Source organism: Pseudodesulfovibrio profundus, assembly GCF_900217235.1.
GTDB lineage: Bacteria > Desulfobacterota > Desulfovibrionia > Desulfovibrionales > Desulfovibrionaceae > Pseudodesulfovibrio > Pseudodesulfovibrio profundus.
This window is the reverse complement of sequence record NZ_LT907975.1, coordinates 2934143-2959096: the sequence shown is the minus strand read 5'-3', so window position 1 is coordinate 2959096 and position 24954 is coordinate 2934143. Positions and strand designations below refer to the sequence as shown.

Sequence of the window (24954 nt, the reverse complement as noted above, 5' to 3'; positions counted from 1 at the left end):
CTACCTCTCTGAATTAACTATCTATTAACTACTTTTTGCTGTCTTTTCCCAAGCAACCCGTTGTCTCAATTCTTGATTTTCAACCGAATAAACGTCATAGTCCGTGCCTATTTGAGAGAAACCCGCATTTGGATCACACCCTGATCCCCCTGCCCAAGGAGGAAATTTTGTCTGACAAAACAGTATACTACATCGAAGGCGACGGAATCGGTCCCGAAGTATGGCGTGCCGCCCGTCCCGTTCTGGACGCTGCCGTAGCCAAAGCTTACGGCAACGACAATAAACTGCAATGGGTTGAATTGCTGGCCGGTGAAAAAGGCTATGCCGAAACCGGCGAACACCTGCCCAAGGCGACCATGGAAGCATTGGCAGGAGCCGAGCTGGCCATGAAAGGCCCGCTGAACACCCCGGTGGGAGAAGGCTTCCGCAGCCTCAACGTCACCCTGCGCCAAGTCTTTGACCTCTACGCATGTATTCGTCCCATCAAATATTTCAAGGGTATCGAATCGCCTGTCAAGCGCCCCGATCTCGTGGACATGACGGTTTTCCGTGAAAACACCGAAGATGTCTACGCTGGTATCGAATACCAGTCCGGCTCCCCGGAAGCCAAGAAATTAATCGAATTCCTGGTTGATGAAATGGGTGCCAACATCCATGAAACCGCGGGAGTCGGCATCAAGCCCATCACCCCTGCCGGTTCCAAGCGACTGGTCAAAAAAGCCATTGATTTTGCCATCGAGCACAGTAAGCCTTCTGTCACCTTGGTCCACAAGGGCAACATCATGAAGACCACCGAAGGCGGTTTCCGCGCCTGGGGTTATGAGTTGGCCGAGGAAGAATACAAAGGACAGGTCGTACGCGAAGGCGAAGGTGAAGACGGTGTCATCATCAAGGACCGCATCGCCGACGCCATGTTCCAGAATGTACTGATGTACCCTGAACAATATTCTGTCATCGCCACCACCAACCTCAACGGCGACTATCTCTCCGATGCGCTGGCTGCACAGGTTGGCGGACTCGGTCTTGCTCCGGGCGTGAACATGGGCGACAACCTCGCCTTTTTCGAGCCGACCCACGGCACGGCTCCCACCATCGCAGGCAAGGATATGGCCAACCCCGGTTCGCTCATCCTTTCCGGCGCCATGATGCTGGAGCACATCGGCTGGCACGAAGCTGCTGCCCTCATCCATGCCGCAGTCGAGACCGCCCTTGCCGAAAAGAAAGTCACCGTGGACCTCGCCGCACAGATCAGCGGCGCCACGCAGGTCGGCTGTCAGGAGTTTGGCGAGCGCGTGCTCAACAACCTCTAGATTGTAACAACATTCCATTTCAACCGGCCTGTCGTCTACGCGATGGGCCGGTTTTTTGTGACCCAACACCAACTGGTCTACGCCCTGCCGCAGACTCAGATTCACCCTGATCTATCTCTCATTTCTCCAACCCTCTAATAACAGAAGATAATCGCTTAGACAGGGACATAAAACGCATTTAGCTCTTGCGTTAACGGCCGGTGTTTACTAAGTGTCAACTATGTCTGATTCCAACAAAAAAATACTCATTCTGGGCGTCGGCAACATCCTGTACACCGATGAAGGCTTCGGCGTCCGCATAGCAGAGGAACTTGATCAAAAATATCAGTTCTCCCCCAACGTTGACGTCCTTGACGGCGGCACCCTGGGGACACGGCTGATCGGTCCGATCATGGAATCGGACTACCTGATCATTGTCGACATCGTACTCAACGAAGGCAACCCCGGTGACATTTTCCGTCTGCTTGGACAGGATCTTGAAAAGGCGTGCGCCTTCAAGAACTCCATGCACCAGACAGACCTTCTTGACACCCTTGCCCAGTGCAGTCTCATGGGGCAGGTGCCGGACGACGTCATCCTGTACGGTATCGAGCCGGTCAACTACAAAGACATGTCCGCGGCTCTGTCTCCCGAACTGGAAGCAAAAATGCCCGAGATGATGGACATCGTATTGAAGGAAGTGGAAAAAGCCGGCGGCTCCTACACCCTTCGCTCTGCAACGAACCCTGCCACGGAGAAAATTTATGTGCCTCGCGATTCCAGCCGAAATACTTGAGATTAACGACGGTGTAGCCACCTGCAAAGTAGGAGAAGGCGACACGACTGTTCAGGCTTCAATCATGCTTCTGGATGAAGAAATCACCATCGGTGATTACATCATCATTCACGCCGGTTTCGCCCTGCGCAAACTGGACCCGAAAGAAGCACAGGAGACATTGAAGATATTACGCGACATGGTCGAGCTGATGGGTGGCGAAGGCTACCGGCACGACATGCTCTAATCAATATACCGCAAATAACATATGGCCCGGCGTGTTCAACACGCCGGGCCTTTTACTTTTATTACAGTCCATTTTAATGCGGCGTCGTGCGCGAAAAAATATTGATGATTGCAACTCCCGCCACGATCAGTCCCATACCGATCATCGCCGGTACATCCAGTGTCTGCTTGTAAAGCACCACGCCGGTCAGCGCGATCAGCACAATGCCCAGCCCTGCCCAGATGGCATAGGCTATTCCCATGGGGATGGTCCGAAGAACCAGCGAAAGGAAGTAGAAGGCCACGCCATACCCGACCACGACAACAATGCTCGGTATGGGTTTCGTGAACCCTTCACTTGCCTGCATGGCCGTTGTGCCGACCACTTCTGCAACAATGGCGATAGCGAGATACACGTATCCCATATCCCCCCTCCGATTTATATTGGAAATCTATTGAATGCGCGCTTTCTTGCCCGGCATGAAAGACGAGCGCAGAAAGCTTGGGCGCAAAAAGGCGAACGGGTTACGCATGACCAGATCAGGAAGAATGTGATACCAGCGGTAACCCAGTTTGGAAAAGTACTGCCGAGCCGTATCACCATGTCCAACTTCTTCCGCCGCAAAAATGGCGGCATCACGTTGGCATCGGGATCGAGCAAGGGGTTCCAATATTCGTTCGCTGTAGCCGAACTTCAGGAACATGGCTTTGATCCGCTTGTATTCTCGGTGACGGGAAACCGCATCCGCCATGGCAAAAAACGTCACCACCAGCCAGCCGCCGCCCCAACAGGCGAAAACCACGGCCTGCGGCACGTCGCCGCCAGACCATTCGAGCAAGCCGACTGTCTTGAGTGTCAACGCAATAAGCAAAGACGCTCCACCTGTCATGTATGGCCAGGGAGCGGCGCGCATAAAGCGAAAGGAACGCCTAATCCGAGAAAAAAGCATGACCCAACCTAGCCAAGGCTTATTTGTTGGTCAATCGTTTTAGCTTTTTTCGGGCAGAGCCAGGGCCAATCCTAGGGCGACAAAGACCGAGCCAGCCACCTTCTTCAAGCGCTTCTCGATGGTTGGATTGGTTTTCAAACGATTGCCGATCGCACCTGAGAACAATGCCAGGGCAACGAAAACCGGATAGCTGACAAACATGAACACCAGACCAAGAATCCCAATCTGTGTCGCGACATTGCCCTTCGATGCATCCACGAACTGTGGCAAAAAGGCCAGAAAAAACAGTGCAACTTTCGGATTCAGCACATTACACAGCACGGTTTGGCGCATGATGGTCATCGGTTGCAGGCACTGCGCATCTTTACCAATCATCGATTCCGATCGGCTGCGCCATGTCTGGATGCCCAAATATATAAGGTAGGCCGCGCCCGCCAGTTTGATTCCCTGATACGCCATGGCAGACGTGCGGAGGATGGCTGACAGGCCAAAGGCTGCGAACGCCGTATGAAAGAGGATGCCGAAATTGAATCCGAATGCCGCGTACAGCGCGGCTTTACGGCCCTGGGTTATGCCTCGTGTCAGTGTATAGACGATGTCCGGTCCCGGTGTGATTGCCAGGACAAAGGACGCAGAAACAAACAGCAGCAGTTGGGTGGAATCGATCATCTAACTCTCCTCTTCTGCTGACGGTTCTATTCCTCGCTCGGTTCATGGTCAAGGTTCCTTATTATTTTGGCAGCCAATTTTTGGGGTAAATCAGATTAGGAGCCGCCTTCGGCGGAATAGTCGGATGATTTCGCCTCCGGCGGGCAAGGACTACCGCCCTTGCATCCCATTTGCCCTTCGGGACTGAGTGTCAAAGGGCATCACGAAAGATGCACCGAAGTGACTTTTCTCCATCAACAGACACCTCGCCAACGGCGACAACAGGTTTCCAAAGGGGCTCGCCCTTTGGCCGCCGGAGGCGAAGTCACCTGTCAATTCGCCGCAACGCGGCAGTCATATTCTGATTTCGATTTCAGCAGAGAAGACACAAGACCGCCTTCGGCGGAATGGTCGGATGATTTCGCCTCCGGCGGGCAAGGACTACCGCCCTTGCATCCCATTTGCCCTTCGGGACTGAGTATCAAAGGGCATCACGAAAGATGCACCGAAGCGACTTTTCTTCATCAACAGACACCTCGCCAACGGCGACAACGGGATTCCAAAGGGACTCGCCCTTTGGCCGCCGGAGGCGAAGTCACCTGTCAATTCGCCGCAACGCGGCAGTCATATTCTGATTTCGATTTCAGCAGAGAAGACAGAAGACCGCCTTCGGCGGAATGGTCGGATGATTTCGCCTCCGGCGGGCAAGGACTACCGCCCTTGCATCCCATTTGCCCTTCAGGACTGAGGTTTAAAGGGCATCGCAAAAGATACACCGAAGTGACTTTTCTTAATCAACAGACACCTCGCCAACGGCGACAACGGGATTCCAAAGGGACTCGCCCTTTGGCCGCCGGAGGCGAAGTCACCTGTCAATTCGCCGCAACGCGGCTGTCATATTCTGATTTAATTCACTGCATGAAAAACAAAAAAAGAGGCCCGTATAATCGGGCCTCTTGATATGTGATCTATGAACAAGATCTAGAGGATCTTGAACTTCTTGACGTTACCGGTCTTGTTATCGATGACGTGTACACCACAGGCGATACAGGGGTCATAGGAGTGAACGGTACGCAGGATTTCGACCGGACGTTCCGGGTCGACGATCGGGGTGTTGTCGAGCAGAGCCTCTTCCAGCGGGCCGGGGAGGTCGTTGTCACAACGGGGACCGATATTCCAGGTGGACGGAACCACGAGCTGGAAGTTGTCGATCTTGGAATCCTTGATGTCGATCCAGTGGCTCAGGCCGCCGCGAGGAGCGTTGACGAAACCAACACCCTTTGCTTCGGAAGGCATGTCCCAATCTTTGCAGATGTCCATGTCGCCCTTGGCCACGTTTTCTTTCAGATCGTTGACCCACTCTTCAGTCTTGAGAGTGGTGATCAGGCATTCGATACCACGAGCGCCGGTACGACCCAGGGTGGAGAACAGGGCATCGGGTCCGACACCGAGATGTCCGAGCACGAAGTCCACGTATTTCTTGAAGTCGGGGTGACCCTGAGCATAGTTGACCAGACAGGTTGCCAGCGGGCCGACTTCGACGGACTTGCCATCGTAGCGGGGTGCTTTCATCCAGGAGTACTTGGTCTTGTCGTCCAGGCTTGTGTACATGGGATCCGTTACACCGGAATAGGGGTGCTTCGGAGAATCGTCCTTATACCAGGAATGCTTGACATGCTCTTCGATGTGATCCGAATTGAAGTCCATCACGTTGCCGAGGTCACGGTTGTAGATGACACCGGGCTTGACGAAGCGGGAGTTCAGATCGGCTTCGCCACCCGGAACCGGGAATTCGCCGAAGCTCATGAAGTTGGTGGTACCACCGATGGATGCCCAGTCTTTGTAGAAACCGGCAACAGCCAGGAGGTCCGGGATGTAGCAATCCAGAACGAAGTCCTTGATCTCGGAATAGAGAGCCAGGAAGTCGTTGATGTACTTATCGGTGAGGCCTTCGTAACAGGTCACGCCGCCCATGACGGTGAACTGGGTGTGCGGGTTCTTGGCACCCCAGACAGCCATGGCGCGAGCAGCTTTGACCTGCATGTGCAGGGCCTTCAGGTAATGGTCGGTAGCCAACAGGTTGACTTCGGGGGGCAGGACGTAAGCGTCGTGGCCGCCCAGGAAGTAAGCGTTGGTGAAGATACCGAGGCGACCGGAGTCGACGATACCTTTAACAGTGTCCTTGGTCTTCTGAAGGTCTGCCTTGGAGGAGACAATCTTCGGATCCTGACGGACGGTTTTGGAAACGGCCTGAGCCAGTTCAGCGGCCTTGTCCACATCGGCGCTCAAACAAGCGGCGACATCAACGAAGTCCAGAGCATGCAGGTGATAGAAGTGCACCAGATGGTCATGCATGAACTGAGAAGCCAGCACCAAGTTACGGATGATGGTGGCGTTGTGAGGCAGTTCTTTATCGACGCCGACAGCGTTGTCGACGCAACGGACGGAAGCGAGCGCGTGTACGTAAGTACAAACACCGCATGAACGCTGGGTAAAGTGCTGAGCATCGCGGGGATCGCGGCCCTGCAGGATGATCTCCAGACCACGGAAGAGCTGGGAGCTGCTGCGTACATCGACGATTTTTCCATCATCGACAACGGCTTCCACGCGAAGGTGGCCTTCAATCCTGGTTACCGGATCAACGACTACGTCGTGTTTCCCGTGAGCCATCGCGGGACCGGATTTTGCGCAACCGGACATAGTATATCCTCCTTAGAATGAATTCTGATTTGCGTCTGCGTTAAAACTGTACGACCAGCGACTAGAAGTCGGTGAGGTCGGCGTACAGGTACTTTTCACCATCCCAGTCAGCGCCATCCCAGAAATCGGGCTGAGAGCAACCGATGCAGGGGTGACCAGCCTGAACGGGCCAGTTGTACTGGTTGAACTTCACGGTCGGACAGTTGTTGAATGTCTCAGGACCGCGGCAACCGAGTTTACGCAGACACCAGCCCTTGCGAGCTTCTTCGGAACCAAAGGAAGGAGCGAACTCGTCCATGTCGAAGAACTCCTGCCTCGGGCAGTGATCGTGTACGGTTTCGCCGTAGAAAAGTACGGGACGACCGACATCGTCGAGAGGCGGGACACCCTTGGTCACGTAATGCACGATGGTGCCGACCAGGGAGAACGGGTTCGGGGGACAACCGGGTACGTTGACAATGGGCTTGCCGGGATAGAGTTCCCAGACACCTTTTGTCTCGGTCGGGTTCGGTGCGGCTTTTTGGACGCCACCGTAAGAAGCGCAGGTACCATAAGTGATGGTTGCATTGGCTTTCTCAACGACCTTGGTGGTGTTTTCCAACATGGTGTGACCACCGACTTTACCGTGTGCGCCGGGCTCATTGGCAGTACCGGCAGCAGCGGTGGGAACGCCACCTTCGATGACGGCGACGTAGTTGCCGTTGGCAACGGTATCCCACAGGGCCTTTTCTGCAGCGTGACCTGCGGCGGCCATGATGGTCTCGTGGTAGTTGAGAGAGATATAATCCAGAATGAGAGCGTCGATATAAGGTTCGACAGTTCTCAGGATAGATTCTGAACAACCAGTACATTCAGCGTTGTGCAGCCAGACTACGTCGGGCCTGTTATCGCTGGTGAGGGCTTCGGCGACTTTCGGAGCGAAAGCCGGCCCCATGCCCATCACTGCGGCCACGGTTCCGCAGAACTTCATGAAATCACGACGAGTGACGCCGCGTTTTTCCAGCCGTTCCACGGCTCCGTCCCTGCCATGACCTACGGAAAATTTCATAGAACACCTCCGTAATAAAATGAGTCTGTTATGAAGTGGAGAACACCGTTATTCTCAATCATAACCGTCGGGCACACGCCCGAACTCGGACCTAACCATCTTCAGTGTTACACTTACGACAAGAGTGACACTTTTGACATTCTTTTTCCCGAGTTCGTGCTATAACCCCCCGGAAAAATTTATTAACAATCTCGTATCGCGCTTTACAAACAAAATCAATAGGCAACCCAAAAAAACTTTCAAACGTCCCGGCACGCTACATGCTATCTCCCTCCTGTTTGTGCGTGATTTATAATCGATTGGTTGATCAACTTTTTTCCAACAAAAGTTAAAAAAAGTCCGGTAATTAGGGTGTTGGGAGTAATTTTAGCCCAGAAAAAACAGGCAAAGTCATCTCGGGTAACTCGTATCAACCTGCAACAAATCATTCGTGAGATTTCACACTAGTTTTTTTAACCCGCCTACCCGGCACTTTTCTATTCTGGTTGACAGGCTGAAACCAGCCCCTGATACTCTCGGTGGACACCCCATTCTGCACAGGAGGCAATCATGAGCGTCATCGTCGATTTTTCCATTTTTCCCATGGACAAGGGAACGCAAAGCCTGAGTCCGTATGTTGCTCGCGCCGTGAAAATCGTTCGCGACTCGGGACTTCCCTACCAGCTCGGCCCCATGGGGACAGCTGTCGAAGGCGAGTGGGATGAAGTCATGCAGGTCATCGACAAGTGCTACAAGGAACTCGAACCTGACAGTGAACGTATTTATATGAATATCAAGGTGGATAGCCGCCGTGACAGAACAGACGGTCTGAAGAGCAAAACCACTAGCGTCACTGATAAATTGACTGCTTCATAGAGGGATATCAGGACAATACTCCCTGCTCTGCATAAGAATGTCAGTAAAAAAAGGGCGAGGCGCCAGCCATCGCCCTTTTAAAAGAATGCGGGATAATAAAAAGTTATTGGGAAAAGTGATCGGTAGCAAAAAAAAGCGTATTAGCTTTCGTCAATCGCCACCAACTCAATTGCTCCCCAGGCCGCTATTTTGCTGTCAAACTGAACAAACACACCGTCCAGCCCGAATTCACGCAATTCCTTGGCCTTTTTCAGCACACGATCAATATCTGCTTCGCCTTGAAGCATATTGCATAACGCAGTGGCTGCGGCGTCCGCCAGCCGGGCATCCGAAGAACGAACCGCCACGAGATCACCTGTCCCGAGACTGAGGGAATGGCCGATGACACCGCTTGAAGCACACACGGCAACAGGGAATGACGCCTCTTCGATTTTCAGACCGACCAAAGCGCCGGAGTCCGGTTCAGCCAGCAATGCCACCACCCGCTCTCGCGTCGAGTGCAAGTAGGTATCACCACCGTTTTCGACGAGGATATTCGGGCTTTCAGTAACAAATCGATCACCTACAGCCTGGGCCACAGCTCCGGCCACAGCCGCCATGGGACCCACGTTGCACACCTCGGCTGCACGGGCCATGGCCTGCACAATGTCCGGTGCTGAGTCGGGAACATCCACAGGCACGAGACTCTCGGCAAATTCCGGATGGAACATGATCCAGTTCTTGATCTCACCGCGGACCCGGGAAACATAGTCGGCTATCTCAACCTGCAGTTCCTTTTCAGCAACAATCAGCAGATCGGTCTGCTCGACACCGACCTGAAAGCGATACTCCCCGCTTTGCGGTACAACAGCAGCACGATACGCTCTATCTGTGGAAAGATATTTTTCCTTCACTGGCGGGGACTCCGAGAGGTTTTTCCCTGTTCCGAACATTTTCGGAACAGGGTTAGGAACACGTTATCCACAGGCTTAGAAACCGCCGTCCTCATTGATGAGCACGATCTTGATTCGTCCTTTGGGGAAGGACTTCTCCGTCACAGTCCAGACATTGCAGATTCGCTGCGGGGAATCACAATCCATACAGTACCCGGTCTTGACGCAAGGGGTTTTCATATCCAATCGCATGGTGTTGACCGGAGCGACATATTCCTTAATGCGTTCCATGGCGCGATTCAGATCGGGTACCAGCTTGTTGCGGGTAAGGTAGATGATGACGTTCTTTGGACCGAACGTAATGGCGCCGGTTCGATTGCCGAACATGTCGAGATTGACGAGGTGCCCTTCTTCGGTCACCGCATTGGTGCCGGTCAGGAAACAATCCACCAGCAATGCCTGGCGGCGCATTTCGTACTTTTCTTCGTTCGTCTTGCTCTTGTCCCAGGTATCGATGACCTCATACTCGCCGCAGTCGCGGAGATGGTGATACAGGCCGGTATCTGCCAATGTAACTGAGCCACCCCAGGACAGGGATTTGGGCTGCATCTCGGGCAGAATCTCATTGAGCGTGATTTCTTTGGCATGCTCGGAAGAATCGGCCATGTGGACATCAAATCCATTTTTCACCAACCGCTCTTTCAGTTGCTGCAGATTCAGACTCCAGAAATTGTCGATGGGCTTGTCCATGTCACTCTCCATTAGTATAGTATTGAAGCGCCAGACAGATTCCGTCTGACTCAAATTGATTTTTTACTCGCCTTCCGCCGGGAAAACCTGTAGCAAAAATCCGGACGGGCCGAAAGGCACCCTGCCCCGGCTTTTCCATGTTTTTACCATAAATTTGGCCTTGACGAGCGGAAGGGTCCCGGTTATATGCTTCCGTTCACCGCAGCTTTTTTAAAGCGAAAATCTACTCTCAGGAGATAATCGATATGAAACGTACTTACCAGCCCAGCAAATGCCGTCGTAAAAGAACCCACGGTTTCCTGGTGCGTTCCCGCACCAAAAACGGTCGCGCGGTGCTCCGCCGCCGTCGCGCCAAAGGGCGTAAAAGATTAGCCGTCTAGCTTGGAACAAGGAGCGTCGGCTGCTCAAAAGTCCCCAGTTCACGGTATGTTATGAACGGGGCAGGAAGCATTTCACCAGAAATTTCATCCTGTTCGTCAAAAACAGAGACACAGGCCAGGGCGGACTCCGCCTTGGCCTTACCGTGAGTAAAAAGATGGGGAACGCAGTCGCCCGCAACAGGATTAAAAGGGTGGTGCGCGAGTACTTCCGGCTGCATCAATACGACTTTGAATTGCCTCTGGATATCGTAGTCGTTCCGAAACGGAACCTTGAGGCCAAGCAGTTGACACTCGCCCTAGCCAAAGAAGAGTTCACCCCGCTACTCACCCGTATTCGTACGGAAGCGGCGTCCTCTTAGAAGAGAGGATAATGATGCGCTCTATTCCCTTGGCGCTCATTTGGTTTTATCAAAAAATCATCTCTCCCTTATTGCCTCCGGCATGTAGGTTCGTACCGTCGTGTTCTGAATACGGCAGGCAGGCCTATATCCGCCACGGCTTTCTCAAGGGGACATTACTCACATCCTGGCGTCTCCTCCGTTGCCAACCTTTTTGCCGCGGGGGATACGACCCCGTTCCGGCCATTTGGCCAGACCCTAAATTAATAGCGAGAATCATCCCATGGACAAGCAGGAGAAAATCCGCCTAGTCATTGCTTTGGCCCTGAGCGCAGTCGTCATTTTCGGCTGGCAGTACATTATGGGCCCGTCGCCCGAAGAAAAGGCTGAAATGGCCCGCATTGCGGCCGAAGCCGAACAACAGACCGCAGCTCTCAAGCAGGAGCCCAACCAAGCCGCAACCAACGTTGCTCCGGCTACCGATTTTGTTCCCACTGAAGGTGTCACTGTTCACGTCGACACTCCCCTTTACACCGCTGTTTTCAATTCCCAGGGCGGTATTCTCGAAAAATTTATTCTGAAGCATCACAAGGAAACCATTGAGGCCGATTCCGCCAATATTGACCTTGTTGGTGAAAAAGCTTTCGCCAAAGGCCCTCTCGGTCTTTTCCTCTCCCGTGGCGGCAACGATCAGGTTCACACCTGGCTGCACGGTCAGTGGTCCTTTGATGGCGAAGACATCGTGCTGACCGAACAGGGTTCCGCACGGACCTTGACCTTCACAGGCGAAGTCCACGGTTTCCGCATCCAGCGCGTACTGACTTTTTACGCTGACACATACCAGATTCAGGAAAACACCACGGTCACCAATCTCAACGAGACTGGCGTGGAAGGCGGTATCGCCTACACGGCTGCCACCAAGTCCATGTCCGCAGAGGACAATCGCTACAACCCGACCAAAGTCGTTTACATGACTGCTGACACTCGGGAAGAGATGGAAGACCGCGAAGACCTGGAACAGGAAGGCATGACCGGCACCGGTGCACTCAAATGGGGTGTCATCGAGTCCAACTACTTCATGTTCGCCATTGTTCCGGCCAATGCGGAATCCACTTTCTCCGCAGGCTATCAGGACAACGTCTTCCGTATGGCCGTCAACGAAGAAGCGACCTTCATGCCCAATGTCGCCAAGACATTCCAGGCTTCCTACTTCGTCGGTCCCACCGATCGTGAAATGCTGAAGACCATGCCCAACCAGCTCGAAGACGCTGTCAACTTCGGTTGGTTCGACTTCCTGGCAAAGCCCATGCTCATCGCCATGGACTTCTTTTATGATTACGTAGGCAACTACGGTATCGCGATCATCTTGCTGACCATCGTCATCAAGCTGATTTTCTGGCCGCTTTCTCAGAAGAGCTACGAATCCATGGAGCACATGAAGAAACTGCAGCCCATGGTAGCCAAGCTTCGCGAGAAGTATGGCGACGACAAGCAGCGCCTGAATCAGGAAACCATGGCCCTGTACAAAACATATAAAGTGAACCCCATGGGCGGTTGTTTGCCCATGCTGGTGCAGATTCCGGTCTTCTTCGGTCTCTACAAGGCTCTGCTCGGCGCCGTTGAACTGCGTCACGCCCCCTTCATCGAGTACCTGCCTTTCACCGATCTGCCCTGGCTGGCTGACCTTTCCGCCAAGGACCCGTACTACATCACCCCCATCATCATGGGCGCATCCATGTTCCTGCAGCAGAAGATGACCCCGAGTGCCGGTGACCCGACCCAGCAGAAGATCATGCTCTTCATGCCGCTGATCTTTACATTCATGTTCCTGCAGTTCCCCGCAGGCCTGGTCATCTACTGGTTGCTCAACAACCTTCTCTCCATCGGGCAGCAGCTCATGATCGCTCGCAAAAACAAGGCCGCAGCCTAGAACGATTAACGCCTCCGGAGGGCCTTTACACTCCGGCATGACGAGGAAACTACAATGAGTGACTTCAAAGAATTCCAGGGAAAGGACCTGGACGAAGCCATAGAAAGTGCATGTGATTACTTTAATCTGACACGTGACCGCCTTGAGATTGATATCCTGGCTGGTGGATCCTCCGGTATTTTTGGCATCATGGGTGTCAAAAAGGCCAAGGTTCAGGCCCGGCCGCGTGTTCAGGTAAATGCATCCGACATTCTCAATGGTGAAGAAAAATCCAAGGCGCCCAAAAAGAGCCCTAAGCCCAAGCGGCAGCCGAAAAAGCAAAGTGAGCCAGTGGAAACTGGCAATGTGAAAGAACCTGAAGTCGACTACGAAGAACTCGACCAGAAGGTGAACGGCAATGTGGTTGAACCCGAAGTCGATTTCGAGGCTCTTGATGAGGCTATCAATGGCAACGTTGATCCCGAGTTGCTCGAAAAGCGCAAGAAGAACCAACGCGGACGCAAGGCTCCTGCCAAGAAGCCTCGTGAAAACCGGGATAATCGCGACAATCGCAACAAACGCGACAAGGCTCCTCATGAGCGCAAGCCGCGTCAGGAACAACCACGCAAGGAACCGCGTCGAGAACAGCCTCGTGAGGAACGTCCTCGTGCCAACATGGCCGACTTCGACCCGCAGGTACTGACCGATGTGACCACCGAGGTCATGAACCAGTTGCTCATGCCCATCGTTGGCGAGACCAAGCTGGAAGTGACCATCGAAACCGATCGCGTGAAAGTCTTCATTGATGATGAAGAAAATTCCGGTCTGATCATCGGTCGCGAAGGCCAGACACTCTCTTCCCTGCAGTATCTGGTCAATCGACTGGTTTCCCGCCGCATGGAAGCATCTGTCCGCATTCAGGTGGATACCGGTGATTACCGTGAGCGTCAGGATGAAAAGCTGCGCCAGATAGCCCTGCACCTCGCAGAAAAGGCTGACGATCTGGGACGCACCCAGTCCACCAAGCCGCTCTCTTCCTATCATCGCCGGGTCGTTCACCTCGCGTTGCAGGAAAATGAGACCGTGTTTACCCGATCCAAGGGCGAAGGTCCCATGAAGCGGGTGCTCATCGTCCCGAAGAGCAGAAAAAACGACCGCCGTCGTTAACGCTGATATAATGAAACAAGGCCGAGGGACATTTCCTCGGCCTTGTTTTTTATCCAGTAACGTCCCTCATCAACAGCAGGACTTCCGCCTGTCTTCTCCCTTTTTCTCCACACGGAAACTTTGCCTTTCCGCCAGCCTTGGAGTATGAGCACCTCATGCTTGATCCATCACGAGCCAAAGACACCATTGCAGCTATTGCAACGCCTCCAGGGGATGGTGGTGTCGGCATTATTCGCATAAGCGGACCGTTAAGCCGGGAAATCGCTGCATCACTTTTCGATGCTGCCAGCCCCAGCTTTACCGATTTTCAACCCTACAGGCTCCACTATGGGCTGATGCATGATCGTAACGGGCAACGCCTGGACGATGTGCTTACAGCCTATATGCCCGCGCCCAACTCCTATACCGGGGAAGATGTCATCGAGATCAACTGCCATGGCGGCAGGGCCATCCTCGGAGCTGTACTGGAAGAGATTCTTTCCAAGGGCGCTCGTCTGGCCGAACGCGGTGAATTCACCTATCGCGCTTTCATGAATGGCCGAATGGACCTGTCTCAGGCCGAAGCCGTTGCCGAAATGATCCATGCTCCGACCAAGGCAGCAATGCATCTGGCCCAGGTCAAGATGTCCGGCTTGCTTGGCGAGAAGATCAAGGAACTCAAACTTCGGCTCGAACACCTGCGTGCTCAGTTGGTTATCGCGGTAGACTTCCCAGAAGACGAGTTGGAGTGTCTGTCCCCTGAAGAACTGGTGACCGTATCCAGCGATGTCCGAAGTGAAATTGAGACCATGCTGAGCGCCATGGATCGCACCCGGGCGTGGCGAGAAGGCGCACTGGTTGTGCTTGCCGGACGTGTCAATGCCGGTAAATCGAGCCTCATGAACAGCCTGCTTGGACGCAATCGGGCCATTGTTACGGATCAACCCGGCACCACTCGCGACTACCTTGAAGAATCCGTCAATCTGGACGGGCTGACAATCCGACTGACAGATACGGCCGGTATCCGCGAAACTGACGATGCCATTGAAGCTGCCGGTCTTGAGATGGGTCGTGAACTCATGGAACAGGCCGATCTCATACTTTTCATCACCGATGCCTCGGCTCCGGTGGATGACGAGGTGCTCGATGCAGTCCGGCCTCTCGACAAAGCAAAGACGCTCGTTGTCCTCAACAAAGCGGACCTCCCCGGTTTCGATTTGACCAATGGAGAGCCACTCACCGACCTCGGGGTTGAGGCACAAACGGTCTCGGCCAAGACCGGCACTGGTATCGACACCCTCTGCGACCGGATCCGGGACCGCGTCCTTCAGGGTGCGGGCCAGCCTGATCCTGACGAACTGGCACCCAACGCCCGTCAGGCTTCTGTGCTCAACTCCGCCATGCAAGAACTCATGGATCTGGAGGCCGATGCCATGGGCGGCATTCCGTACGACCTGCTTTCCGTACGTCTGGAGACAGCTTGTGACACGCTGGCAGGCATTACCGGTGAAATCACATCCAATGAAATACTCAACTCGATTTTCGATTCATTCTGCATAGGAAAATAGCCGTGGAAGACAAGCAAGAGAAGCCAGAAATCATTGATGTTCAGCATGTAACCTGCGGATTGGTGCCGCTCATGCAAACGCACCTCGAAGGTAGTGACCCTGAAGTCAACGCGCTGCAATTTCGCATTCGACAAGGCATTGAAACCGAGTTGTGGAACTCCTTTGGTACGGGCGGCCAATGGCGTCTTACCGAGATCAAAAAGGATTTATTCCACGATGTGGCGTGCTTTGTACGTGAGGAAATCAGCGAACTGGACCCCTTGGGACTCATGGATTTTTAAATGCACCTCGAACTGGAAGAAGGCGGTATCGAACGCCTGGATGCTATTCGTCCCTTATGGGAGCGACTGAATCGTCTTCATGCAGACGTAACTCCTCACTTTCGGGCAGACTTCAAAGCCTACGAATTTGAGGATCGCAAGCAGTACCTTGAAAGTAAAAGTACATTAGGTGAAGTGCGTGTCTTCCTGATTACGGATGCGGGGCATGGCATCGGATTTTGTATCGCTTCACTGCGACGCGACCTGCATGGCGAAATTGAATCCATTTACATCATGGATGAATACCGGGGCGCCAAACTCGGCGACCGACTCATGCGCGCCGCCCTCACATGGATGGACACCAATGGAGCACTGACCAAATCGGTCAATGTGGTGTTCGGCAATGAGCAGGCTTTCCCTTTCTATGCCAAGTACGGGTTTTTACCCCGCTCCACCACACTTCTGCAGACCTAACTCCATACGCATCCCTCTATCACGCGCAGGGTCAGCTACTCCCCCTGCTTCTCACTCTCACTCACATCCGGTGTCAGGAATCTCAACACGAGGTATCCCATTCCGCCCGCAGCAAGGGAGGCGAAGAGAATCGCGATCTTTGATAGCTCAATGAAATTGGACGTTTCATCGAAAGCCAGGTTGGCTATGAAAATGGACATCGTGAAACCGACACCAGCCAGACAACTGGCTCCCCAGAGATGGATAAGCGTTGTTCGATCGGGGAAATCGGCCAATCCCAACTTTTTGACAATCCAGCAGGCACCCGTGACTCCCAACTGTTTACCGACGATCAGTCCGAAGAAAATACCCATGGAGACCGGCGTCAGCAGTTCGGTGAACACATTCGCCTGAAAGGTCACGCCCGCATTGGCTAGAGCAAAAATGGGCATGATGAAAAACGCGACCCACGGATGCAGGGTGTGTTCAATATTTTGTAGAGGAGTAGTGGCGTCGTGATACGCGTGCTCAATCGAATGAAGTGCGATCTGCTGCTCCTTGTTCGTCAAAACACTTTTTCCCGGCGTAATGGCCAACTCGAATATTTCCGCTGCATTTCGGAGTTCTTCCACAAAAGACGAACAATTCATGCGAGTTCCAGCAGGAATCGTTAACGCGGCAAGAACACCGGCGATGGTTGCGTGGATGCCTGATTTCAAAAATGCGAACCAGACAATGACACCCAGCAGCAGATACGGAATGGAACTGCGAATATCCCACCTGAAATTGAGCACGGCCATGGCACAAAGAACTGCAACTCCAATCCCCAGAGCCACAAGATCAAGTGAAGCAGTATAAAAAATGGCGATAACGAGAATGGCGCCGATATCATCAACGATGGCAACGGCAGTAAGGAAAATTTTCAGCCCGATGGGAACACGGTTCCCGAGCATGGACATGATCCCGAGGGCAAAGGCGATGTCGGTAGCCATGGGAATGCCCCATCCAGCCAGAGAAGCTTCCCCGCTATTGAGACCGAAGAAGATCAGGGCAGGAACGACCATGCCACCCACGGCAGCCGCTACCGGCATGATGGTCTGACTGGGGGTGGACAGTCCACCTACCAGAAGTTCTCGTTTGATTTCCAGGCCTACCACGAAAAAAAAGATGGCCATAAGACCATCATTAATCCACAGAATAGCCTCTTTGGAGAGCACCCAGTCACCAATACCAACGGTAAGCTTGGTCTGCCATACCGCATCATAGGTATGTGCCCACGGAGAATTGGCCCAGATCAATGCCGCCAACGTACACGCCAGAAGCGCGATACCACCCGACGCTTCCATCTTGAAAAACGCGTCGAAGGATTTCAGCAGGTATTTGACTGGTAAGGGCCGCTGTTCTTTGCCTCCGTTCATCATGACACTCCTATGAGTTTTATATTGGAAAACTATACCACTTTTTCAATTCAGAGCAACCCGCACGCAGGCAAAGGCCTGTAAGGGAGAGGCTGTATGCTAATAAGCTGATTGTTCTAAAGAACAATCAACAAAGTCCCCTCCTGCACAAACGCAGGAAAGGGCCTTTGAAAACAAGTGGTTATTTATGATATACTGAATCATTGACGGCAATGAAGCCGCTTTGCTTCTACCCGGCAGCCCGAGCCGCTACCTTGGCGGCCTCTTCGCCTTTCCCCTGAGCTTCCAGTGCTTCCACAAGAACATCCCAATAGGCATCTTTGCTCGGGGACAGGGCTGAGGATTGGCGAGCCAAGACCTCCGCAATTTGCGGATCTTCTCCCTGATCGAGATAGAGCTTCGCCAGCATGTGCATAGCCTGATGATCGTTGTGATCGGCATTCAGGGCGAGGTGCAGATACTCGCGCGTACCTTCGATGTCGCCTTTTTTGTAAGCGACTCTGGCCAGAGGGCGGAGCACCATGCGCTCGCCACCATCCTGCTCGGCGGCCCGCAAGTACAGTTCCATGGCTTCATCAAGCCGCCCGCCGTTCTCCTCCAGCGTTCCAAGACGCATGAGCGAGTAGACGTGTTCCGGCTCGACCTCCAGGCATAGCCTGTAGGCTTCTTCCGCTTTCTGCAGGTTGTTCAGTCGGTGATTGGCCCACCCCAGATTGTAGAGGGCGAGGATGTCGCTTTGGTCATAGGTGATGACCTCTTCGAAATATTGTCGCGCTTCCTCATATTTACCAAGCTGCGCATAGCAGATGCCCAGTGAGTTGCGTGCCAGCAAGTTTTTCTCGTCATCGACCAGGGCCAGCTTGAATTCTTCGATGGCGCCGTACACATCGCCATCCATGAACCGCCGGTCAGCGGAAAGGTTCAATGAAATGGAATCAAAAACCGCGACTTTGGGATCAGGCAGCAGCACGGCATGCTCCAATGCTTTCCGACAGTTGTCGAGGATGTCGGCCCGATCGAAATTAAGGAACGGGTAACAGGAGGAACCAACTGCCACCTTCACGCCATATGTTTCGCGCACCCGTTTTTCAATTTCAAGTGAGCGCTCCATCAACACTTCCCGGTCCACATCTTCCTGGAAGAAGATCATGCCGTTCAGGCCGAAACGACCACCGAAAGCCGTATCACCGACAACGCCACGGGCCAGTGCGCCGACATCGGCAATGAGCCGATCCATGGCCTCCTGATACCCGTCATCGGATTCAGCGGGCTGGTCCAGCACCCGGATAAGGGAAAGACCGAAGGACTCTGGTGTCAGCCGTGCCGTGGAAAAATTGGATATGAAATCACTGTAATTATATAAATTTGTTGCGGCGTCCTTGCGCACCTTGTCACCCTTGGATGCGGTAGCGTCGGAGAAGAGGGAGTTCTCGCCGGAGACAATGGTCAGGCGATCACCGGGATCAATGTTTGTGCTGACATCGCCTAGAGAAAGCACCTCGGCCAGTGCAATTTCGTTCTGCACTTCGACAAGGACCACTTCGCCCTTGTACATGGCCGGATAACGACCCGCGAGGCGTTCATCTGCTGTCAGATGGGCCGAAGCCGCAGCCCCGGATTTCGGTGCTCGCACCAGAAACCGCTGCCCCTCCTTGGCACCACAGGTCTCGCCCAGAGAGACAACCATCCTGTTCATGGGCAGCACTTCAATGACGCGTCCGCCCTTGGAAAGAATATCCCCATACCCGAAGACTCGGTTACGTCCCTGATCCTTGGCTACGGCAACACCCTTTCGCGCTTTGCGCACCAACATTCTGGACTGCTCGGACAACGCCCGCCGGAACTGAGCGCCTTCAAGCCCCTGTGGGTAATTCACGAACCCGATGGAACCAGTGATTGTGATGGTGTCGTTGGTTATATCATCCACGAAAGAAAGCTTGCTGATGCCCGAACGGATCACTTCGGACAACTGGAACGTGGCACGGGGTTTCGCATCCGGCACCAGAATGGCGAACTTGTCGTTGGAAAAACGGGCCACCGTCGTATATTTCGGGCAGAGCTTCTGGAGCAGGCGCCCCACTTCGGAGAGTATGTCATCGCCGGTCAGGTAGCCGTACTGCTCATTGATCCACTGGAATCCATCCAGATCGAGAAACAGCACCCCCAGCGTGCCGGTGAACGCCATGTCCACTTCCCGACTCTCCACCCCAGTGGCGCAGGTTCCCGTATCAATGCAGCCTTGCACCTGATCAATGGACTTTCCCAATTCATCGAGGAAATAGTCCCGCGAGAACAGGCCGGTCAACGGATCAGTGACCCCTTTCTTGTACAGGGCAATCTTCTCCAGCACGTTGCTGGCCAGGGACATGAGGTATTTAGGTTCAGTTGAAGGCGCCTTGAGCCGAACGCCCTTGGCGATAAAAAAGCATAACATCTCGCCCTGAAAGATCAGGGGCAGAATCAGTTCCTTGTCTTCGGCCCGATATTCCGGATCAGGAATGTCCTCGTACCGCTCCCGAGGGAAGAAAAGACTGTATGATGAAAATGGCAGAAACTCATTGATACAGTCTTTGATGGTGTGCTCGAAATCGATCAACTCCTGGGGAGTGAACGACAGGTATCCGTCAGCGAAGATGTCATTAATTGTTCGCATAATACGGAAGGGTACAATGGGGTCGTTTTTTTCTCAAACAAAAGTTGCGCATTAAAGAGGATCGGCTCTTTTGATTCCGGCTGTTAACCTGCATTGCATCAAAAAGGATATCGACTATATCAATGTATCCAGATATAGAAATTTTTCTTGACTATTCCCCTTAAGCCTGTCAGCTACTCGGTAACAATACGGAACTATGCAAATACTGACTGATCCAAAAACACTGCAAGCCAAATGCCTTGAGTGGCGGAAAGCGGGCCTGACAATAGGCCTGGTTCCGACCATGGGGTTTTTCCATGAAGGCCACCTCGCACTCATGGAAAAAGCGCGTCCGTTGTGTGACAAACTGATCGTTTCGCTTTTCGTCAATCCGACACAGTTCGGAGAGAATGAAGACCTCGACAAGTACCCGCACGACTTCGACGGCGACAAGGCCAAGGCCCAGTCCATGGGCACGGACCTCTTGTTCGCACCGGCTCCAGGCGACATGTACGACAACGACCACGCCACGTGGATCGATGTCCCCGAGTTGGGAGAGCATCTGTGTGGTGCTGCCAGACCGGGCCATTTCCGGGGCGTGTGTACCGTGGTTACCAAATTGTTCATGCTCTCTCAGGCAGACGTGGCCGTCTTCGGCCAGAAGGACTGGCAGCAGCTCGCCATCATCCGGCGCATGGTCAGGGATCTCAACATCCCGATCCGCCTTGTCGGACACGAAATCGTTCGCGAAGCTGACGGCCTGGCCCTGAGCTCGCGCAACGCCTACCTGACGGAATCCGAACGGGCTGCGGCCCCGGCCATCCGGCAGGGACTGCTCAAGATAGCCGAGTCCGTTACCAACGGAGAACGGGACGCGGAGACCATCAAGGAACTTCTGCGCCGCGAATATACTACCAACCTGCCCGATGGACGGGTAGATTACATTGAGGTTGTCGATCCCGACGCCATTACGCCGGTATCCGAGGCAACCAGCACGGTATTGGTTGCTGTGGCCGTCCATTTGGGCAAGGCCCGGCTGATAGATAACATTCTGATAGAGGTGTAAACCATTGGCTCAACGCTGCTTTCTGAGCGCCAAGATTCACGGCGTCACCATAACCTGCGCTAACCTGGAATACCGGGGTAGCCTCTCCATCGACACCAAGTTGATGAAAGAAGTTGGAATCCTGCCGTATGAGCAGGTGGACGTATATAATATGGACAACGGAGAACGTTTGACCACCTACGCCATTCCCGGCGCTCCCGGCGAGATTTGTCTCAACGGAGCTGCCGCACACAAGGGCAAAGTGGGCGAACGCGTCATCATCGCCACCTATATGTGGCTGGATGAAACCGAGGCGAAGACCCGAAAGCCCCGCGTTATCGTTGCTGGCAAAGACAACACGGTCGACGAAATCCTTGAGTGCGACCTCAATCCCGATTTCTAGACGATCATTTTATAGCAGTATCCTGAAGGAGGACTCTGATGCAGATTGAAGGTAAATACCTGTTCACTTCCGAATCCGTGACTGAAGGTCACCCCGACAAAGTCGCTGACCAGATTTCCGATGCCATCCTGGATGCCATCATTGGTCAGGACCCCATGGCTCGCGTAGCTTGCGAAACCCTGGTCACCACCGGCATGGCTTTCATCGCCGGCGAAATCTCCACTTCCGCCTACGCTGATTTCCCCGAAATCGTCCGCGACACCATCAAATCCATCGGCTACAACTCTGCCGACAACATGGGCTTTGACTGGGAAACCTGCGCTGTTATTTCCTCCATCGACAAGCAGTCCCCGGATATCGCACAGGGTGTCGATCGCCAGAAGCCCGAAGAACAGGGCGCAGGCGACCAGGGCATGATGTTCGGTTTCGCTACCAACGAAACCCCGACCCTGATGCCCACCCCCATCTACTACGCTCACAAGCTTTCCAAGCGTCTTACCGACGTCCGCAAGGAAGGCGTTCTCGACTACCTGCGTCCTGACGGAAAGACCCAGGTCTGTGTCCAGTTCGACAACGGCAAGCCCGTTCGCATCGACAACGTGGTTGTTTCCTCCCAGCACGCTGAAGGCGTTGAGCTGGCTCAGTTGCAGGAAGACATCCTCCGCGAAGTCGTGCTGAAGACCCTGCCCGAGAATCTGATCGATGAGAATCTCAAATCCTACATCAACCCCACCGGTCGTTTCGTTATCGGCGGCCCTGTCGGCGACTGCGGTCTGACCGGTCGCAAAATCATCAACGACACCTACGGTGGCGCCGGTGCTCACGGCGGTGGCGCATTCTCCGGTAAAGACCCGTCCAAGGTTGACCGCTCCGGCGCATACATGGCCCGCTACGTTGCCAAAAACGTTGTCGCTGCCGGTCTGGCCGAACAGTGCGAAGTACAGATCGCTTACGCCATCGGCGTTGCCGAGCCTGTCTCCGTCGTGGTTTGCTCCCGCGGCACCGGTCAGGTATCCGACGAGCAGCTCACCAAAGCGGTCACCGAAGTATTCGACATGCGTCCTTACTACATCCTTGAGCGCCTGAACCTGCGTCATCCCATCTTCCAGAAATCCACCAACTACGGCCACTTCGGTCGCGAGTTGCCTGAATTCTCCTGGGAACAGACTGACGCTGTCGACGATCTTCGCACTGCCTGCAAGATCTAGCGCACGCGCACTCTACCTGAACACGACAAGACCCCTGACGGCATGCCGTCAGGGGTTTTCGTTTGTCCGCATTATAGAATAAGATAGGGTGTTCACTTATTCGTTTCACATGCTATTCTACAGTATGAGTAGAAATGCCATTCTCATTATAACTGCTGCATGCGCGGCACTCCTCATGAGTTTTTCGACCGGCATCTGCGGCCAGTCTCGCCGAATTGTACTGGCGACGCACGACCTGAATCCGTACGGATACTATCATGATTCAGGAAAGTTCGATGGCGATGCAGTTCGCGTGGTTCGATACGCACTGGATAAAATGGGAATATCGCTCAATCTCATTGTGGTTCCGTGGGAGCGTGCCCAACTCATGACCTGGGAAGGTGAAGCCGACGGTTTTTTTGCTGCCTCGAAAAATGAATACCGCGAACGCCATGGAGTCATGTCCGAGATCATCGCCGACCAGAAATGGACATGGTACATGCTCAAAAGCAATCCACTCGATCCAAGCAACGACGATTTCAAAGAGAATGCGCGTGTCACATCATTTATTGGTGCCAATATGCTCAAATGGCTCAAGAACAACGGTTATTTGGTCGCCACGCCTCCTAAAAACACAGAAGCACTCGCAAGAATGCTCCAGTATCAACGGTTTGACGCCGCCCTGGCCAACCATCGAGTCATGGAGAACATCATCCACAAGCACAAACTGCACGGCAAGTTCAAAAGCCGCACGCTTCAGGACAAGCCGCTTGGTGTGTACTTCAACCGGAATTACCTGGCACGCCACCCGGAGTTTCTCGAAGAATTCAACCACTATGTACGTGAATACCGAACGCTCAATCCATAAGTCAGGAACAGGTTTTGTCTTCCTCGCGAGTCAAGTCGGCGCATAGGATGATGTGCCGTCCGCTGGCCCGGTGATACACCACATGGGCAATGGTGGTGCACAGATTGCCGGATGCCAATGAAATATATGGCGGCGTAGTGAATTTCTCCAGCCCAGCCTGGATGGGAAGATAGTATTCCTTGAGCGAATGGTCGGCGCCCATGGAGGCCGGTTCATAGAGAAACCGCTTGGATTCCTTGAGCCGCTCGGGGTTGCAGACGGTATCCGTCATCTGCCTGCCCTTCATATCGAGCACATACAGGCACTCCACATTGGGGTACGTGACCATGAATTTGCTCAGGGCATGCCTGATCCCTCGGGATGGCGTGTCGGCCAGAATCTGACACATGGTCAGTACGATCAGGTCAAGGCGCGAGAACAGACGTTTTTCCTCGGCTATGCGACGTGTTCTATTCAACCGATGCTGATCGGCCAAGGCATCCACCTTCTCCGACATGCCCGGAACCGCATCCAGCCCCGGCGCAGGTCTGGCAAAATAGAATCCCTGAAACACATCAATGCCGTTCTCCAGCAGACACATGGCTTCACTGCTTGTTTCGACCCCTTCGGCCACCACAAGCGAGCCTATGCGATTCGACATCTGGGTAAAACTTCGGACGACTTCCAACTTGTGGAAATGACGGTTCACCCCGGAAATCAACGATCGGTCCAACTTGATCACATCCGGTTTGATCAGGGGAATACGATCCAGATTGGAATATCCGGCACCAACGTCATCGAGCGCAATGAGGAAATCCTTTTTCCGGTAGAAGCGCACGAATTCCATGAGTGCATCCACATCACTGCAACGGGATTCGATGATCTCGATAATGACATTGTTAGGGCTGATGCCACACCGCTCCACCAGTTTCAGGAGATGGTTCGACCCTCTGGTAAGCGAGTTGATGCAGGATGCGTCGATGTTCATGGAAAGCATGACCGTCTTGTCGCGTCGATGCAACGCAGCAAAGGATTCCATGGCCTTTGTTCGGCACACTCGATCCAGTGCAAGACGTGACGCCCCGTCATTGGCCTGCTCGAAAAGCAGGTTTGGCGGGATGATGTCTCCGGTTTCGGGATCAAAGCCCCTGCTCAAAGCCTCCAGCCCGATAACCGCTTTTCGCTTGAGCGAAACCTGGGGCTGAAAATGGGTCAGGATGAGCTTTTTATCTACTATTTCCTGTAGGGTAGGCATA

26 protein-coding genes are annotated in these 24954 nt (G+C 53.6%); 16 read left to right on the top strand and 10 right to left on the bottom strand.

Going from position 1 to position 24954, the window contains the following annotated elements; genetic code table 11:
• Positions 1-167: 167 nt before the first annotated feature.
• The 3 genes from icd to DPRO_RS13965 all read left to right on the top strand — a co-directional run bounded on the left by icd (position 168) and on the right by DPRO_RS13965 (position 2311).
• Positions 168-1310: an NADP-dependent isocitrate dehydrogenase gene (icd, locus tag DPRO_RS13975; RefSeq protein WP_097013761.1), complete on the top strand. Its 1143-nt coding sequence runs from the start codon at positions 168-170 to the stop codon at positions 1308-1310.
• Between the two features lie 220 nt (positions 1311-1530).
• A complete protein-coding gene (locus DPRO_RS13970; protein WP_097012614.1) occupies positions 1531-2085 on the top strand; it encodes a HyaD/HybD family hydrogenase maturation endopeptidase in 555 nt (184 codons plus the stop codon).
• Entirely contained in the window at positions 2054-2311 is a 258-nt protein-coding gene (locus tag DPRO_RS13965; protein ID WP_097012613.1) for a HypC/HybG/HupF family hydrogenase formation chaperone, read from the top strand. Before DPRO_RS13970 ends, DPRO_RS13965 begins: the two co-directional genes overlap by 32 nt.
• A gap of 73 nt (positions 2312-2384) precedes the next feature.
• Here the strand turns inward: DPRO_RS13965 and DPRO_RS13960 are convergent, their stop codons facing one another.
• From DPRO_RS13960 to DPRO_RS13940, 5 genes are all read right to left on the bottom strand, one after another.
• The gene (locus DPRO_RS13960; protein ID WP_097012612.1) at positions 2385-2714 is read right to left on the bottom strand and encodes a DMT family transporter; all 330 of its coding nucleotides are present in this window, start codon (positions 2712-2714) and stop codon (positions 2385-2387) included.
• Positions 2715-2741: 27 nt separating this feature from the next.
• Positions 2742-3149: an RNA-binding protein gene (locus DPRO_RS13955; protein ID WP_232005596.1), complete on the bottom strand. Its 408-nt coding sequence runs from the start codon at positions 3147-3149 to the stop codon at positions 2742-2744.
• Positions 3150-3278: 129 nt separating this feature from the next.
• Positions 3279-3908: a LysE family translocator gene (locus DPRO_RS13950; RefSeq protein ID WP_097012610.1), complete on the bottom strand. Its 630-nt coding sequence runs from the start codon at positions 3906-3908 to the stop codon at positions 3279-3281.
• Between the two features lie 960 nt (positions 3909-4868).
• Positions 4869-6587 carry a nickel-dependent hydrogenase large subunit gene (locus DPRO_RS13945; protein ID WP_097012609.1) on the bottom strand — a complete coding sequence of 573 codons (1719 nt, stop codon included), beginning with the start codon at positions 6585-6587 and terminating at the stop codon, positions 4869-4871.
• Positions 6588-6648: 61 nt separating this feature from the next.
• Positions 6649-7635, bottom strand: coding sequence for a hydrogenase small subunit (locus DPRO_RS13940; RefSeq protein WP_097012608.1), 987 nt, complete (start codon positions 7633-7635; stop codon positions 6649-6651).
• A 549-nt stretch (positions 7636-8184) separates the two neighbouring features.
• On the opposite strand from DPRO_RS13940, the gene DPRO_RS13935 reads away from it, so the two are divergent.
• Positions 8185-8490 carry an MTH1187 family thiamine-binding protein gene (locus DPRO_RS13935; protein ID WP_097012607.1) on the top strand — a complete coding sequence of 102 codons (306 nt, stop codon included), beginning with the start codon at positions 8185-8187 and terminating at the stop codon, positions 8488-8490.
• A gap of 140 nt (positions 8491-8630) precedes the next feature.
• Here DPRO_RS13935 and DPRO_RS13930 read toward each other — a convergent pair whose 3' ends face one another.
• Together DPRO_RS13930 and DPRO_RS13925 are read right to left on the bottom strand one after the other, a co-directional pair.
• Positions 8631-9383 (bottom strand): UPF0280 family protein, encoded by a 753-nt coding sequence (locus DPRO_RS13930; protein ID WP_097012606.1) that lies wholly within the window; start codon positions 9381-9383, stop codon positions 8631-8633.
• Between the two features lie 75 nt (positions 9384-9458).
• Positions 9459-10112, bottom strand: a complete 654-nt coding sequence (locus tag DPRO_RS13925; protein ID WP_097012605.1) for a lactate utilization protein — start codon at positions 10110-10112, stop codon at positions 9459-9461.
• Between the two features lie 245 nt (positions 10113-10357).
• Between DPRO_RS13925 and rpmH the strand changes: the two genes are divergently transcribed.
• The 8 genes from rpmH (at position 10358) to DPRO_RS13885 (ending at position 16187) form a co-directional block, all read left to right on the top strand.
• Entirely contained in the window at positions 10358-10492 is a 135-nt protein-coding gene (gene rpmH / locus DPRO_RS13920; protein WP_097012604.1) for a 50S ribosomal protein L34, read from the top strand.
• On the top strand, positions 10480-10851 hold the full coding sequence (rnpA, locus tag DPRO_RS13915) for a ribonuclease P protein component (RefSeq protein ID WP_097012603.1): 372 nt from the start codon (positions 10480-10482) through the stop codon (positions 10849-10851). The genes rpmH and rnpA overlap by 13 nt, the downstream gene beginning before the upstream one ends.
• Before the next feature lie 14 nt (positions 10852-10865).
• On the top strand, positions 10866-11141 hold the full coding sequence (gene yidD / locus DPRO_RS13910) for a membrane protein insertion efficiency factor YidD (RefSeq protein WP_097013760.1): 276 nt from the start codon (positions 10866-10868) through the stop codon (positions 11139-11141).
• Positions 11114-12760, top strand: coding sequence for a membrane protein insertase YidC (yidC, locus tag DPRO_RS13905; RefSeq protein WP_097012602.1), 1647 nt, complete (start codon positions 11114-11116; stop codon positions 12758-12760). The genes yidD and yidC overlap by 28 nt, the downstream gene beginning before the upstream one ends.
• Before the next feature lie 54 nt (positions 12761-12814).
• On the top strand, positions 12815-13906 hold the full coding sequence (locus tag DPRO_RS13900; protein WP_097012601.1) for a Jag family protein: 1092 nt from the start codon (positions 12815-12817) through the stop codon (positions 13904-13906).
• 155 nt (positions 13907-14061) lie between these two features.
• Complete coding sequence (gene mnmE / locus DPRO_RS13895; protein WP_097012600.1) at positions 14062-15453, top strand: tRNA uridine-5-carboxymethylaminomethyl(34) synthesis GTPase MnmE; 1392 nt, start codon at positions 14062-14064, stop codon at positions 15451-15453.
• Positions 15454-15455: 2 nt separating this feature from the next.
• Positions 15456-15734, top strand: coding sequence for a hypothetical protein (locus tag DPRO_RS13890; RefSeq protein WP_097012599.1), 279 nt, complete (start codon positions 15456-15458; stop codon positions 15732-15734).
• A complete protein-coding gene (locus tag DPRO_RS13885) occupies positions 15735-16187 on the top strand; it encodes a GNAT family N-acetyltransferase (protein ID WP_097012598.1) in 453 nt (150 codons plus the stop codon).
• Positions 16188-16222: 35 nt separating this feature from the next.
• Here DPRO_RS13885 and nhaA read toward each other — a convergent pair whose 3' ends face one another.
• Entirely contained in the window at positions 16223-17587 is a 1365-nt protein-coding gene (gene nhaA, locus DPRO_RS13880) for a Na+/H+ antiporter NhaA (protein ID WP_232005595.1), read from the bottom strand.
• A gap of 226 nt (positions 17588-17813) precedes the next feature.
• Positions 17814-20237: a GGDEF domain-containing protein gene (locus DPRO_RS13875; protein WP_097012596.1), complete on the bottom strand. Its 2424-nt coding sequence runs from the start codon at positions 20235-20237 to the stop codon at positions 17814-17816.
• A gap of 196 nt (positions 20238-20433) precedes the next feature.
• Here DPRO_RS13875 and panC point away from each other — a divergent pair, with 196 nt between their 5' ends.
• From panC to DPRO_RS13855, 4 genes are all read left to right on the top strand, one after another.
• Positions 20434-21282 carry a pantoate--beta-alanine ligase gene (gene panC, locus DPRO_RS13870; protein ID WP_097012595.1) on the top strand — a complete coding sequence of 283 codons (849 nt, stop codon included), beginning with the start codon at positions 20434-20436 and terminating at the stop codon, positions 21280-21282.
• 4 nt (positions 21283-21286) lie between these two features.
• The gene (gene panD / locus DPRO_RS13865) at positions 21287-21664 is read left to right on the top strand and encodes an aspartate 1-decarboxylase (RefSeq protein ID WP_097012594.1); all 378 of its coding nucleotides are present in this window, start codon (positions 21287-21289) and stop codon (positions 21662-21664) included.
• A gap of 38 nt (positions 21665-21702) precedes the next feature.
• A complete protein-coding gene (metK, locus tag DPRO_RS13860; RefSeq protein WP_407681390.1) occupies positions 21703-22872 on the top strand; it encodes a methionine adenosyltransferase in 1170 nt (389 codons plus the stop codon).
• Between the two features lie 109 nt (positions 22873-22981).
• Positions 22982-23719: a substrate-binding periplasmic protein gene (locus tag DPRO_RS13855; protein ID WP_097012592.1), complete on the top strand. Its 738-nt coding sequence runs from the start codon at positions 22982-22984 to the stop codon at positions 23717-23719.
• A 1-nt stretch (position 23720) separates the two neighbouring features.
• On the opposite strand, the gene DPRO_RS13850 is transcribed toward DPRO_RS13855, so the two are convergent.
• Positions 23721-24953 carry an EAL domain-containing protein gene (locus DPRO_RS13850; RefSeq protein ID WP_232005594.1) on the bottom strand — a complete coding sequence of 411 codons (1233 nt, stop codon included), beginning with the start codon at positions 24951-24953 and terminating at the stop codon, positions 23721-23723.
• Position 24954: the final 1 nt, after the last annotated feature.